The organism is Steroidobacter sp., assembly GCF_016790065.1.
Lineage (GTDB): Bacteria > Pseudomonadota > Gammaproteobacteria > Steroidobacterales > Steroidobacteraceae > Steroidobacter.
In genome coordinates, this window is sequence record NZ_JAEUPY010000440.1 from 1 (window position 1) to 12,783 (window position 12,783).

At 62.5% G+C, this 12,783-nt stretch carries 10 protein-coding genes and 1 pseudogene; 7 read left to right on the forward strand and 4 right to left on the reverse strand.

Going from position 1 to position 12,783, the window contains the following annotated elements; all coding sequences use genetic code 11:
* Positions 1-14: 14 nt before the first annotated feature.
* Genes JNL55_RS18370 through JNL55_RS18380 form a run of 3 tightly spaced genes read right to left on the reverse strand, consistent with a single transcriptional unit; the run spans position 15 to position 4,126 of the window.
* Positions 15-1,028 carry a glycosyltransferase gene (locus tag JNL55_RS18370; RefSeq protein WP_293856822.1) on the reverse strand — a complete coding sequence of 338 codons (1,014 nt, stop codon included), beginning with the start codon at positions 1,026-1,028 and terminating at the stop codon, positions 15-17.
* A gap of 6 nt (positions 1,029-1,034) precedes the next feature.
* Positions 1,035-2,378 (reverse strand): sigma-54-dependent transcriptional regulator, encoded by a 1,344-nt coding sequence (locus tag JNL55_RS18375; RefSeq protein WP_293856825.1) that lies wholly within the window; start codon positions 2,376-2,378, stop codon positions 1,035-1,037.
* Positions 2,375-4,126 (reverse strand): sensor histidine kinase, encoded by a 1,752-nt coding sequence (locus JNL55_RS18380; protein ID WP_293856828.1) that lies wholly within the window; start codon positions 4,124-4,126, stop codon positions 2,375-2,377. The genes JNL55_RS18375 and JNL55_RS18380 overlap by 4 nt, the downstream gene beginning before the upstream one ends.
* A gap of 150 nt (positions 4,127-4,276) precedes the next feature.
* Here JNL55_RS18380 and sucC point away from each other — a divergent pair, with 150 nt between their 5' ends.
* The 3 genes and pseudogenes from sucC to JNL55_RS18395 all read left to right on the forward strand — a co-directional run bounded on the left by sucC (position 4,277) and on the right by JNL55_RS18395 (position 8,364).
* On the forward strand, positions 4,277-5,443 hold the full coding sequence (gene sucC, locus JNL55_RS18385) for an ADP-forming succinate--CoA ligase subunit beta (protein WP_293856831.1): 1,167 nt from the start codon (positions 4,277-4,279) through the stop codon (positions 5,441-5,443).
* 43 nt (positions 5,444-5,486) lie between these two features.
* A pseudogene (gene sucD, locus JNL55_RS18390) lies at positions 5,487-6,350 on the forward strand (succinate--CoA ligase subunit alpha); the annotation flags it as partial.
* A gap of 382 nt (positions 6,351-6,732) precedes the next feature.
* Complete coding sequence (locus JNL55_RS18395; protein WP_293856837.1) at positions 6,733-8,364, forward strand: NAD+ synthase; 1,632 nt, start codon at positions 6,733-6,735, stop codon at positions 8,362-8,364.
* Between the two features lie 48 nt (positions 8,365-8,412).
* On the opposite strand, the gene JNL55_RS18400 is transcribed toward JNL55_RS18395, so the two are convergent.
* Positions 8,413-9,195, reverse strand: coding sequence for an outer membrane protein assembly factor BamD (locus JNL55_RS18400; RefSeq protein WP_293856840.1), 783 nt, complete (start codon positions 9,193-9,195; stop codon positions 8,413-8,415).
* 168 nt (positions 9,196-9,363) lie between these two features.
* Between JNL55_RS18400 and rluD the strand changes: the two genes are divergently transcribed.
* The 4 genes from rluD to JNL55_RS18420 all read left to right on the forward strand — a co-directional run.
* Entirely contained in the window at positions 9,364-10,335 is a 972-nt protein-coding gene (gene rluD, locus JNL55_RS18405; protein ID WP_293856843.1) for a 23S rRNA pseudouridine(1911/1915/1917) synthase RluD, read from the forward strand.
* A gap of 4 nt (positions 10,336-10,339) precedes the next feature.
* On the forward strand, positions 10,340-11,074 hold the full coding sequence (gene pgeF, locus JNL55_RS18410; RefSeq protein WP_293856846.1) for a peptidoglycan editing factor PgeF: 735 nt from the start codon (positions 10,340-10,342) through the stop codon (positions 11,072-11,074).
* Positions 11,075-11,161: 87 nt separating this feature from the next.
* Positions 11,162-12,004 (forward strand): ZIP family metal transporter, encoded by an 843-nt coding sequence (locus tag JNL55_RS18415; protein WP_293856849.1) that lies wholly within the window; start codon positions 11,162-11,164, stop codon positions 12,002-12,004.
* A gap of 172 nt (positions 12,005-12,176) precedes the next feature.
* Positions 12,177-12,783, forward strand: a 607-nt coding sequence (locus JNL55_RS18420) for a Clp protease N-terminal domain-containing protein (protein ID WP_293856852.1), incomplete at its 3' end; no start/stop codon positions are given.

Consider the following 12,783-nt stretch of genomic DNA (forward strand, 5'->3'; position numbering starts at 1 on the left):
TTCGATGCTGCCGCTCATGACGAGCGACGTCGTTCCCGAAACGTCGGTCCCTGCAGCCCCAGGTAGTGCAACCGTTTCAGTTCACGCCGACTCAGCGTCACCGTATCCAGAATCAGCCCGGCGATGAAACTCACCGCCGACAAAATCATCGTGCCCACGGCCAACACGGCAGTCGGCAAGCGCGGCACCAGGCCGGTTTCGATATAGGTGGCGATCACTGGCCAGCCCAGGATCAGCGAAGCGGCGAACAGTGCCAGCGCGACCAGCGAGAAGAACTGCATGGGCCGCTCTTCCTTCACCAGATAAACAATCGTGCGCAGGATGCGGAAGCCATCGCGGAAGGTATTGAGCTTGCTCTTCGAGCCGGGCGGGCGGTCGCGATAAGGCGTTTGAATCTCGGCAATCGGCAGCCGCAGTTCCAGAGCATGCACGGTCAGTTCGGTTTCGGTTTCGAAGCCGCTGGCCAGCGCCGGAAAGGATTTGACGAAGCGACGCGAGAACACGCGATAGCCCGACAACATGTCCTTGATGCGATTGCCGAAGATGGCGGCGACGGTGCCGGTCAGCAACTTGTTGCCGAAGACGTGGCCGGGCCGAAATGCCAGTGTCGATACCGGCACGCGCGAGCCGTTGACCATGTCCAACGAATTGGCGAGCAAAGTATCGACCATCACTGCGGCGCTGGCGGCGTCGTAAGTGCCGTCACCGTCCACCAGCACGTACGCTTCCGCTTCGATGTCCGCGAACATGCGGCGCATGACGTTGCCCTTGCCCTGGAAGGTTTCGGTGCGAACGATGGCGCCGGCGCGAGCAGCGCGCACCTTGGTTTCGTCGGTCGAGTTGTTGTCGTAAACGTAGATGGTTGCCGTCGGCAGCGCTGCGGCGAAATCTTTAACGACGCCTTCGATGGCTTCAGCTTCGTTGTAGCAAGGGATCAGCACCGCGATGCGCGACGACAGCTCTGCGATGTTGGCAGCGGCGGTGCGTTGCGTTACATCCGGAGTGAAGGTGGCGGGGGTGGAAGTCATAGCCACTTACTCGATGCCGAGTTTCTTGATCCGATAACGCAACGAGCGGAACGTCATGCCCAGCAGCTGCGCTGCTTTGGTCTTGTTGTAACGGGTCTGTTCCAGTGCGCGCACGATGGCGTCCCGCTCAATGTCTTCCAGCGCATCGCCGAGGCGCTCGCCAGGAGCAACGCTGTTCGGAATCGCGACTTCGGTGGCCGCGACTTTGGGCCGCAGCTGCAAGTCGCTCAGGTCGATCACACCGTTCACGCACAACGTGGCGGCACGTTCCAGCACGTTTTCCAACTCACGAACGTTGCCCGGAAAGTGATATTCGCGCAGCGCCTTCGACGCCGTCTCGGTAACGCGCAATGAGCGGTTGCCGATCTGACGGCCGAGGCGAGTGACGATCGAGTCGACCAGCTCATCGATGTCTTCCAAGCGCTCGCGCACCGGCGGCACGCGGATTTCGATGACGTTGACCCGATAGAACAAGTCCTCGCGAAACTTGCCTTCCGCGACTTGCGCCGACAGGTTCTTGTGAGTGGCCGACAGGATGCGCACGTCGATGGGGTGCTCACGCGATTCGCCCACCGGTCGCACGCTCTTTTCCTGGATCACGCGCAACAGCTTGACCTGCATGTGCAGCGGCAAGTCGGCGATTTCGTCCAGGAACAAGGTGCCGCCCTCGGCGGATTGGATCAGGCCCTGCTTGTCGGCGATGGCGCCGGTGAAGCTGCCTTTGCGATGGCCGAACAGCTCGCTTTCCATCAACTCGGTCGGAATGGCACCGCAGTTCACGGGCACGAACGGGCCGTCGCGTCGCGGGCCGGCTTCGTGAATCAAATGCGCGACCAGTTCTTTACCGGTGCCGGATTCGCCATAGATGTGCACCGGCGCTTGGCTACGAGCCACGCGCTCGATCATTTCGCGCAACTGCTCCATCGCGCGCGAGCCGCCGAGCAATTTCACTTGCGGCAGCTGAATCGTGCTCTCGATGTTCTCGCCGAGCTTGAGTGTGGCGTGGATCAGCTTGCGCAGGGCGGCCACGTCGACCGGCTTGGAAATGAAATCGAAGGCACCGAGCTTGAGCGCTCGCACCGCCGTTTCGACATTGCCATGCGCGGTGATGACCGCGACTGGCGTCTGCGGCTTATGGGTCTGGATCCACTCGACCAGGCTCAGTCCGTCGCCATCGGGCAGGCGCATGTCGGTCAAGCACAAATCGAACGGAGTGGCGCGCAGCTCACGTGTGGCTGCGGCAATCGTGTCCGCCGAACTCACCTCGAGGTTCATTCTCTCGAGCGTGATGCTCAGCAGCTCGCGGATATCCGGCTCGTCATCCACGACGAGCGCGCGGGGCTTCTTCACTGTGTTTCCCAACGTTGTGGATCGGCGAACACGAGACGAAAAATACTACCACCCCCTTGGCGGGGTTCATAAATCAGCACGGCGCGATTGCATTGAGCCAGCTCTCTGGCAATGAACAATCCCAAGCCCGTGCCACCCTTACCGGCCGTGAAAAACGGCTCGAAAATACGTTCGGCATCGTGTTGCTGGATGCCTGGACCGCGATCCAGCACTTCCAGCATGGGCCGCTCGGAGGTGGCGATGCGGCCGGTCCGGATCTCGATGGCGTCATTGGAATCGAACTTGCGGCCGTACTTCAGTGCGTTCTCGCACAGATTCCACATAAGCTGGTGCAGATGCGACGGGTCGACCCGCACTTCCAGCTCCGGTGCGGTGGTGGTGACGTACAGCTTGCTGGCGTCAATCTGGGAGGTCTGGCGGAACTCGCCGATGAAGTCTTCCAGCCAGCCGTTGAGCTCGATGCGCTCCTGGCGGGTCGAGTCGCGGCGTGACAGTTGCAAGACGTTGTTGATGATGGAGCTGACCCGTTCGCCGTTCTTGGTGATGATGTCGGTCAGGCGCTTTTCCTGCGTCGTGAGCTGCGGCGCTTCGGCCAGCAACTGCGCGGCGTGGCTCATGGCACCGACGGGATTGCGGATCTCGTGCGCGATGCTGGCGCTCAAACGGCCGAGCGCCGCGAGCTTGGATTGCTGAACGCGCTCGGCGATCAGCGTGGTGTCTTCGAGGAAGATCAGGGTCGGACCGCCGCCGCCGCCGCTGCGCAGGGACACGAAGTGCGGCTGAACCAGGCTGCTGCCATCGGAGGTGAGCAGCGACAATGAGCTCAGCTGCCAGTCGTAAGAGTGCCGACGCCAGGTATCGAGTAGATACAGCAAGCGCGGGGACACTTCGCCCAGCGGCGTGCCGGCTGCCACTCCTTTGCCTTCCAACATGGACGCCGCCGATTCGTTGATCAGGCGAATCGTGTCGTGGTCATCCACGACCAAAATACTCTCACGCAAGTGTTGCACGATGAACTGGTTCAACTCGGCGAGATTGGCGACGTCGACTTCGCGCTGACGGACGCGTTCTTCGCTTTCCCGCAAATTGCGCGCGAGTGGCCCGACACCGAGGGTGACGATGAACATCAATGCACCGACGATGCCGGCGGAGGCGAAGTCGGCGGGATCGCTGGTCGCGGCCAGTGTGGTGAAAGCTTGCTGTAACAGCAGGGCCAAGGCCGCCACGGCCGCGAACATCAGTGCCAGTCTCTGCCCGACGACAAAGCTGGCTGCACCGATTGGGAGCACCAGCAGTGCGCCGAGGCCGCTGTTCATGCCGCCGCTGGCGTAGGTGAGCAGCGAGATCGCGAGTACGTCGACGCCGACGTTGAACGCGGTTTGCACCAGGAGATCGGGCCAACGCCGCTTGACGCTAGGGATCGACAGCGCGGCGAACAGGAAATAGGCCGCGCCGGTGATGAAGAACATCTCCGTATGCGCTTGGCCGACCATGCGCGGCTGCAGCGTCCAGTACAGCACCATCAATAGCAGCGGAATCAGTAGACGAAACAGATTGACCAGCGCCAACACGCGCCAGGCCAGCTCGGTAGATGAGCCCCAAGGCAGCGCGGCCGACGGCTCAGTGGCCATATCGGCAAGTGTCGGCCCACGCGGGGTCGACGCGGATTCCGCAGACGCGGCTGCAGCTCCATCCGGGCGCTGCTCAGCGGCCGATTCGGCGGCTTTGATCGAGGGCTGCTGCGACATTTACAGTGTTCGCCTTTGCATCCAGGCCGAATTCCTCCAGAATACGCGGCCCTTTGACTGTCGTTATTTAGACCGTCGCGATTTTACCCGGTCGGCGTTTAGCGCGGTCGGTTGCCTAGCTTCTAGATTCATTTAGCGATCTCGAGCCCTATGAACCTGCACGAATACCAGTCCAAAGAATTGTTCGCCAGTTACGGCATTCCGGTCCCGAAGGGGCTCGTCGCAGCCACCGGCAGCGAAGCTGCTGAGGCAGCGCGCAAGCTTGGCGGATCGAAATGGGTCGTCAAGGCACAGGTTCACGCTGGCGGCCGCGGCAAGGCCGGCGGCGTCAAGTTGGTGGATTCGCCGGAAGCGGCCGACAAGGCGGCCGAGGCCATGATCGGCCAGCGCCTGGTCACGCACCAGACCGGCCCCGAAGGTCTGCCGATCCGTCAGGTGTACGTCGAGCAGGGCTCGAAGATTGCGCGCGAGCTGTACCTCAGCCTGGTGCTGAATCGCGATAAAGGCCACATCGCCTTCATCGCCTCCGCCGCCGGCGGCATGGACATCGAAGAAGTTGCTGAACACACGCCGGAGAAGATCACCCGCGTGAACATCAATCCGGCCACTGGCCTGATGCCGTCGCACGCGCGCGCCATCGCTTATGGTCTGGAGCTGGAAGGCGATCAGATCGCCGAGTTCGGCAAGATCGCGCAGGCGCTGTACAAGCTGTACCTGGAAAAGGACTGCGCGCTGCTGGAAGTGAATCCGCTGATCGTGACCGGCGACGGCAAGCTGGTGGCGCTGGACGCCAAGATCAACATCGAAGACAACGCGCTGTTCCGTCAGAAGGATCTCGCCAAGTGGCGCGATGCCAGCCAGGAAGATGCGATGGAGCGTGCCGCTGCCGAGCACGAGCTGAACTACGTGTCGCTCGACGGCAATATCGCGTGCATGGTGAACGGCGCCGGCCTCGCCATGGCGACCATGGACCTGGTGCAGCTGCATGGCGGCGCGCCGGCCAACTTCCTGGACGTGGGCGGTGGCGCGACTCGTGAGCGCGTGACCGAGGCGTTCAAGCTGATCCTTTCGAACAAGAACGTTGAAGCCATCCTGGTGAACATTTTCGGCGGCATCGTCCGCTGCGACATGATCGCCGAAGGCATCATTCACGCGGTGAAGGATGTCGGTGTGAGCGTGCCGGTGGTGGTGCGCATCGAGGGCACCAATGCCGAGCTGGGTCGCAAGATCCTGGCCGACAGCGGTTTGGCGATCACGCCGGCCGCCGATTTGACGGACGCGGCCAAGAAAGTGGTCGCCGCCGCCAAGGCCAAGTAACGCGCCCGCCAACGTTTAACCGCACACAGATACAGCACTAACCATGTCTATTCTCGTAAACAAGAACACGCGCGTTATTTGCCAGGGCTTCACCGGCAAACAAGGCACGTTCCATTCCGAGCAGTGCATTGCTTACGGCACCAAGTTGGTCGGCGGCGTGACGCCGGGCCGCGGTGGCGAAAAGCACCTCAACCTGCCGGTGTTCGACACCGCTCGCGAAGCTGTGAAAGCGACCGGCGCGACCGTCAGCATGATCTACGTGCCGGCACCGTTCGCCGCCGACGCCATCATCGAAGCGGCTGACGCCGGCATCGAACTCATCGTCGCCATCACTGAGGGTATTCCAGTGAACGACATGGTGCGGGTGAAGGCCTCGCTGGCTGCTTACGGCAGCCTGCTGATCGGCCCGAACTGCCCCGGCATCATCACCCCGGGCGAGTGCAAGATCGGCATCATGCCGGGCTTCATTCACAAGCCGGGCAAGATCGGCATCGTGTCGCGCTCCGGCACGCTCACGTACGAAGCCGTGTTCCAGACCACCAACGCCAAGCTCGGCCAGAGCACCTGCGTCGGTATCGGCGGCGACCCGGTGCGCGGCATGAACTTCATCGACGTGCTGGCACGCTTCGAAGAAGACCCGAAGACCGAAGGCATCATCATGGTCGGCGAAATCGGCGGTGCCGATGAAGAAGCGGCGGCTGAATTCATTCGCGAGAATGTTTCCAAGCCGGTCGTGTCGTACATCGCTGGCGTCACCGCGCCTGCTGGCAAGCGCATGGGCCACGCTGGCGCCATCGTCTCCGGCGGCAAGGGCACCGCGGCTGACAAGTTTGCCGCGCTCGAGCGCGCTGGCGTGCGCACGGTGAAGAGTCCGGCCGACCTCGGCAAGGCCATCATCGAGCAGCTCGCCAAAGGCGGGAAGAAGAAGGCCAAGGTCGTGGCGCTGCCTGCGAAGAAGGCGGCTCCTGCTGCCAAGAAGCCTGCCCCGGCGGCCAAAAAGCCGGCTGCCAAGGCTGGCGCGGCCGCCAAGAAGTCCGCGGCCAAGGCCAAGGTCGCGGCTCCTGCTGCGAAGAAGCCGGTGAAGGCCGCTGCTGCTGCCAAAAAGGCTCCGGCCAAGAAAGCTGCTCCGGCCAAGGCCGCCGCTAAGGGTAAGTCGGCTCCGGCCAAGAAGGCCTCCAAGCCGGCGCGTAAGAAGTAACTGAGGTTCGACGCTCGCGGCGGTTTCCAGCCGCCGCGAGCACAATCGGGCCATCGATTGTCCTTCCTCCGCAAGCGCTATTATCAGGGCCATGTCCGCCTCTCTCCGTATCGCGCTCGCCCAGCTCAACCTGTTTGTCGGTGACGTTGCGGGTAACACCCAGCGGCTGATCGACACCTCCGCGCAAGCGCGCGACGAGCTGCACGCCGATCTAGTGCTGTTTCCCGAGTTGAGCCTCAGCGGCTATCCGCCCGAGGATTTGCTGTTTCATAGTGGTTTGCGGCGTCAGGTGAAGACGGCGCTGGATCGGGTGCGCGACGAAACCAGCGGCATTACGGTGGTCGCCGGCTATCCCGAGTATGTCGACGACGACATCTACAACGCCGCGGCCGTGCTCAGAGACGGCGCGACCGTCGCTAATTACCGCAAGCAAGAGCTGCCGAACTACAGCGTCTTCGACGAGAAGCGTTATTTCAAACACGGCCGCGACACCTGCATCGTCGAACTCAAGGGCATTCGGGTCGCGCTGGTCATCTGCGAAGACATCTGGGAACCGAATCCCGCTCGTGCCGCGAAAGCCCACGGCGCGCAGCTGATCGTGGTCATCAACGGTTCGCCGTATTCGCTGCGCTATCAAGAGCGTCGCGAAGAAGTGGTTCGCGCGCGCGTCAAAGACACCGGTCTGCCAGTCGTCTATGTGAACTTGCTCGGCGGTCAGGATGAGCTGGTGTTCGACGGCGGTTCGTTCGTCATGAATGCGCAGGGCGAAGTCGTCCAACGCATCGCGCCGTTCGTCGAAGGGTTGTTTGCTGTCGATGTGGATCTGATCGACGGCAAAGTAGTGCCGCGCCCCGCACACATCGAGCCGCCGCTGTCGGAAGAGGCGAGTGTGTACAACGCGCTGGTGCTCGGCGTGCGTGATTACGTCAGCAAACATCGTTTCCCAGGCATCGTGCTGGGATTGTCCGGTGGCATCGATTCAGCGCTGACGCTGGCGATTGCCGTCGATGCGCTCGGCGCTGACCGGGTGAGCGCGGTGATGATGCCGTCGCGTTACACGTCGCAATGGAGCCTGGACGACGCTGCGGAAGAAGCGAAAATCCTCAACGTTCGCTACGACGTGATTTCCATCGAAGGCATGTTCGCCACGGCGCTGGAGGCACTCAAAGACGTGTTCGCCGGCCGCCAGCCCGACACCACCGAAGAAAACATTCAGGCGCGCAGCCGCGGCTTGCTGTTGATGGCCATCTCCAACAAGACCGGCCGCATGGTGCTCACGACCGGCAACAAGAGCGAAATGGCGGTGGGTTACGCCACCTTGTACGGCGACATGGCGGGCGGTTTCGCGCCCATCAAAGACTGCAACAAGATGCTGGTGTACCGGCTCGCCAAGTACCGCAACTCCATCAGCCGAGTGATTCCGGAGCGCGTGATCGAACGCCCGCCGACCGCGGAGTTGCGTCACGACCAGAAAGATTCCGATTCGCTGCCCGAGTATCCGGTGCTCGACGCCATTCTCGAGCTGTTCATCGAAGACAATCTGTCGGTGGACGAAATCTCCGCGCGCGGCTTCGATCGCACCACCGTGGGCCGGGTGCTGGAGATGGTGAAGCGGAATGAATACAAACGTCGCCAGGCCCCGCCGGGCGTCAGAATCAGCGCCCGAGCGTTCGGTCGCGACTGGCGTTACCCGATTACGTCGGGCTACAAGAGCAAGATCTAAACGCCGAGGCCGCGAGCTGCGGCCTTGCTTCGGGGTAGCGCCGGCGCGCTACCAGAATTTCCACCAATGTTCTTTCTTCTGCTCGGGCTCGACCTGCTGGTTCAAGCTCGCGTAGTTCTCGCTCAACACCTTCTCGGTGTCCACGGCCAGGTCGGACATGCCCAAGCGGCGATACGACTCCGCCATGATCTGCAGCGCCTGCCGGATCTGCGGTGAGCCGTCGTAGTTCTCGACTGCGTACTTGGCGCGATTGATGGCACCCACATAGGCGCCGCGCTCCAGGTAATGGCCGGCCACGTACACCTCATACGACGCCAGGCGGTTGCGCAGGAAGATCATGCGCTGGCGGGCGTCCTCGGAGTACTCGCTGTTCGGGAACCGCTGCACCAGGGTCTGGAAGGACTGGAACGACTTGCGCGCATCGATGGGCGGACGCTGCGACAGGTCGGCCTTGAACCAGCGCTCCAGGAAGTTCGGATTGCGCTCGAACTGCACCAGGCCCTTGATGTAGTAGGCGTAATCGACGCGCGGATGGGCGGGATTTTCGCGGATGAACTGGTCCGCCTGGTCGATGGCCGCCTCCGGCTCGCGGTTCTTGTAGTAGGCGTACATCAGGTCCAACTGGCCCTGGCGGGCGGCGTTGGTGAACGGGAAGCGCGCCTCGAGCTGCTCGTAATACTGGGTGGCGTCGCGATAATTGCCGTTATCCGAGGCCTTTTTGGCCATCTCGTACAGCTTGTCGGCATTGCCGATTTGCTCACGGGGCTTGTTGCCGCAACCGGTGAGGCTCAGCGCCAAGAGCGCTGCCGTGGTCAAGAAGAGGATCCGCATGCGAGAATTCAGGCCCTTTGCAAGTAAAGCGACCGCCGTGGCGGGGACAGATTTGAAATCTGTCCCCATTCAGGGCGTCTCAACCGGGGGACGGATTCTAAATCCAACCGCCGTGGCGGGGACAGAGATTAAATCTGTCCCCATTTGCCCCCAATAGTTCCCCCCAAGATGTCTGAAGCCGTCCACCACCAATTGACCGTTCCGTTCGAACACGCCGGCCAGCGCCTCGACCAGGTGCTCGCCGAGTTGCTCGATGGCTATTCCCGCACCCGGATCAAGGAGTGGATCGACGCCGGCCAGGTGCTGGTGAACGGCACCCAGCTGCGCCCCAAGGACAAGGTCCTGGGCGGGGAGCACGTCGAGATCCGTGCCACCTTGCCGGATGCCGTCAATGTCCAGGCCGAGCAAATCGAGCTGAACATCGTGCACCAGGACAAGCAGGTGCTGGTGATCCACAAGCCGGCCGGTCTGGTGGTGCACCCGGGCGCCGGCAATGCCGCCGGGACTTTGCAGAATGCGTTGCTGCATTTCGACGCCAAGCTGGCGCAGGTGCCCCGCGCCGGCATCGTCCACCGCCTCGACAAGGACACCAGCGGGTTAATGGTGGTGGCTCGCACGGTCGAAGCTCATACAGCGTTGGTTCGTGCCATCGAGGCGCGCGAGGTGGAACGTGAGTACGAGGCTGTTTGCGTCGGCGTGATGACCGGCGGCGGCGTGGTCGATGCGCCGATAGGTCGTCATCCCGTGGACCGTTTGAAAATGGCCGTGCGCGAAGATGGCCGAGAAGCGGTGACTCACTATCGAGTTGTCACTCGCTATCGCGGGCACACGCATGTGCGCCTGAAATTGGAGTCGGGCCGGACGCATCAGATCCGCGTTCACATGATGCATGTCCACCATCCGTTGGTGGGCGACAAGGTTTACGGCGGCCGCATGTTGTTGCCGAAGGGCGCGTCGCCCGAGTTGATCGAATCGTTGCGCGGCTTCAAGCGGCAGGCGTTGCATGCAGCTCGGTTGGCGTTCGAGCACCCGGTCACCGGCAAGCTCGTCGAGAACGAAGTGCCGCTGCCCGAGGATATTCAGGCGTTGCTAGGCGTTCTGGCGCGCGACACCGCAGCGGCGGCGGGACGGAAGAAGTGAGTCTATGGCGGAATGGATTACTCCCGACTGGCCTGCTCCGCCGCAAGTAAAAGCGGCTGCGACACTGCGCACTGGCGGTGTTAGCGAAGGCGCGTTCAGCAGCCTGAATCTGGGCTCGCACGTCGGCGACGAGCCAGCGGCTGTGCTCGAGAATCGTCGCTTGCTTCGGGCTGCGCTTCGCTTGCCAGCCGAGCCCGCCTGGTTGAATCAGGTCCATGGCATTCAAGTCGTCGATGCCAATGCCGCGCCGCCGGCACCGCCCGCGGCGGACGCTTCGACTGCATTCGGTCCCGGCGCCGTCTGTGTCGTCATGACCGCCGATTGTTTGCCCGTTCTGTTCTGCGATCGTCAGGGCACGCGCGTCGGTGCCGCTCACGCCGGCTGGCGAGGGCTTGCGGGCGGCGTGTTAGGTGCGACCATCAAAGCGCTCGGCGTTCCTCCAGCGCAGCTGCTGGCCTGGCTCGGACCGGCCATTGAACAAAACGCCTTCGAAGTCGGCGAAGAAGTCCACGAAGCGTTTTCGAAACTCGCCGCCGAGAATGCCGCTGCGTTCAAGGTCAACGCCCGCGGCCGGTGGCAGGCCGACTTGTATCAACTCGCCCGCAACGAGCTGGCACGCCTCGGCGTCACTGCCGTGTACGGCGGTGGCTTCGAATGCTTCGCCGATAACAAACGTTTCTTTTCGTATCGCCGCGCAAGCCGCACCGGCCGCATGGCCAGCCTGGCCTGGCTCTCTTGACACGCATGCTAGGCTGCCCGTCATAACCAACAGCGCCCCCTAGCGGGCCGGTGTGTGCCGGCTCGGTCGGCCTGAACCCTCGACTACATGCATCTGCTCAGCTGGATCATTTTATTCACCGCCATCGGCGGCGTGCTGAGCGCGCTGGCGGCTTCGGTATTTCTGGTCGTGCCGGATCGCGTGCGCACGCGTGTCCTTCCGCATCTGGTGAGCTTTGCCACCGGCGCTTTGTTGAGCGCCGCGCTGCTGGGGCTGTTGCCGCATGCCATCCAGTCCGCCGGCGTGGACAATACCCACGAGATCGGCCTGACTCTGCTGGGCGGTCTGTTGTTGTTCTTCGTGCTGGAAAAGATGGTGCTGTGGCGGCATTGCCATGCCGACGTGTGCGAAGTGCACGTGAACCCTGAGCCGCACGACCACGGCCACGGTCATCATCACGGCCACAACCACAACCATAATCACAATCACGACCAGAATCGCGACCGCGCGTCGGCCATGCTGATCCTGATCGGCGATGGCTTCCACAACGTGCTGGACGGCGTGCTGATCGCAGCCGCCTTCATGACCGACGTGCATCTCGGCGTCGTCACCGCGATGGCAGTTTGCGCCCACGAGATCCCGCAGGAAGTCGGTGATCTGGCCATCCTGTTGAACGGCGGCATGGGCCGGCTCCGGGCGCTGACGCTCAATCTGCTGACCAGCGTCACCTCGGTGCTGGGCGGCGTGGTGGCCTACTTCGCCATGGCCCAGGTCCAGGAAATCCTGCCGTATGTGATTGCCATTGCGGCATCGAGCTTTCTTTACATTGCCGTCGCCGACCTCATCCCCGGCCTGCATCGCAAGGTCGATCCCGGCTCCGGCGCCTGGCAGCTGGTGTTCATAGTGCTCGGCGTGGCCGTGATCTACATCAGCCACAGCCTGGCGCACTGACTGCGGCCTCTTTCTCCCTACCAAAAAAATAAAAAAATGGTTCCCCCTCCCGTGCACGGCAGGGGGCAGGGGGTGGGTTCTTCCGGGAACCAGTTGAATTTAGGATCGTTTGCCCCAGATCGCTGGCAAGGTAAGAGGCGCCAGTGCAGGCGTGCGCCCAGGAACAACTCACATGCGAATGGACAAATTCACCAGCAAATTCCAGCAGGCCCTGGCCGATGCCCAGTCGCTGGCCGTGGGCCGCGACAATCAATACATCGACCCGGCTCACTTGCTGGTCGCGCTGCTCGATCAGCAGGGCGGCAGCGTGCGCCATCTGCTCGACAAGGCCGGTGTGAAAGTCAACCTGCTGCGCTCGCAGCTGGGGGAGACGCTGGACAAGCTGCCCAAGGTCGAAGGCACCGGCGGCGAAGTCCACGTTTCCAATGAACTCGGCCGCATGCTCAACGTGATGGACAAGCTCGCGCAAAAGCGCGGCGACCAGTTCATCTCCAGCGAGCTGTTCGTGCTCGCCGCGTTGGAAGATAAAGGTCAGCTCGGTACGGTGCTGCGAAACGCCGGTGCCGTGAAGGGCTCCATCGAACAAGCCATCGACGAGTTGCGTGGCGGCGAGAAGGTCACCGACCCGAACGCCGAAGAGAGCCGCCAGGCGCTGGAAAAATACACTGTCGATCTCACCGAGCGTGCCGAGCAGGGCAAGCTCGATCCCGTGATCGGCCGCGACGATGAGATCCGTCGCACGGTGCAGGTGCTGCAGCGTCGTACCAAGAACAATCCGG

Bases quoted from the DNA above. Each gene is read 5' to 3' on its own strand.
- pgeF (WP_293856846.1), top strand. From the start codon at position 10,340: ATGGCGGAATGGATTACTCCCGACTGGCCTGCTCCGCCGCAAGTAAAA.
- JNL55_RS18380 (WP_293856828.1), bottom strand. From the start codon at position 4,126: ATGTCGCAGCAGCCCTCGATCAAAGCCGCCGAATCGGCCGCTGAGCAG.
- JNL55_RS18395 (WP_293856837.1), top strand. From the start codon at position 6,733: ATGTCCGCCTCTCTCCGTATCGCGCTCGCCCAGCTCAACCTGTTTGTC.
- rluD (WP_293856843.1), top strand. From the start codon at position 9,364: ATGTCTGAAGCCGTCCACCACCAATTGACCGTTCCGTTCGAACACGCC.
- JNL55_RS18400 (WP_293856840.1), bottom strand. From the start codon at position 9,195: ATGCGGATCCTCTTCTTGACCACGGCAGCGCTCTTGGCGCTGAGCCTC.
- JNL55_RS18415 (WP_293856849.1), top strand. From the start codon at position 11,162: ATGCATCTGCTCAGCTGGATCATTTTATTCACCGCCATCGGCGGCGTG.
- sucC (WP_293856831.1), top strand. From the start codon at position 4,277: ATGAACCTGCACGAATACCAGTCCAAAGAATTGTTCGCCAGTTACGGC.
- JNL55_RS18370 (WP_293856822.1), bottom strand. From the start codon at position 1,028: ATGACTTCCACCCCCGCCACCTTCACTCCGGATGTAACGCAACGCACC.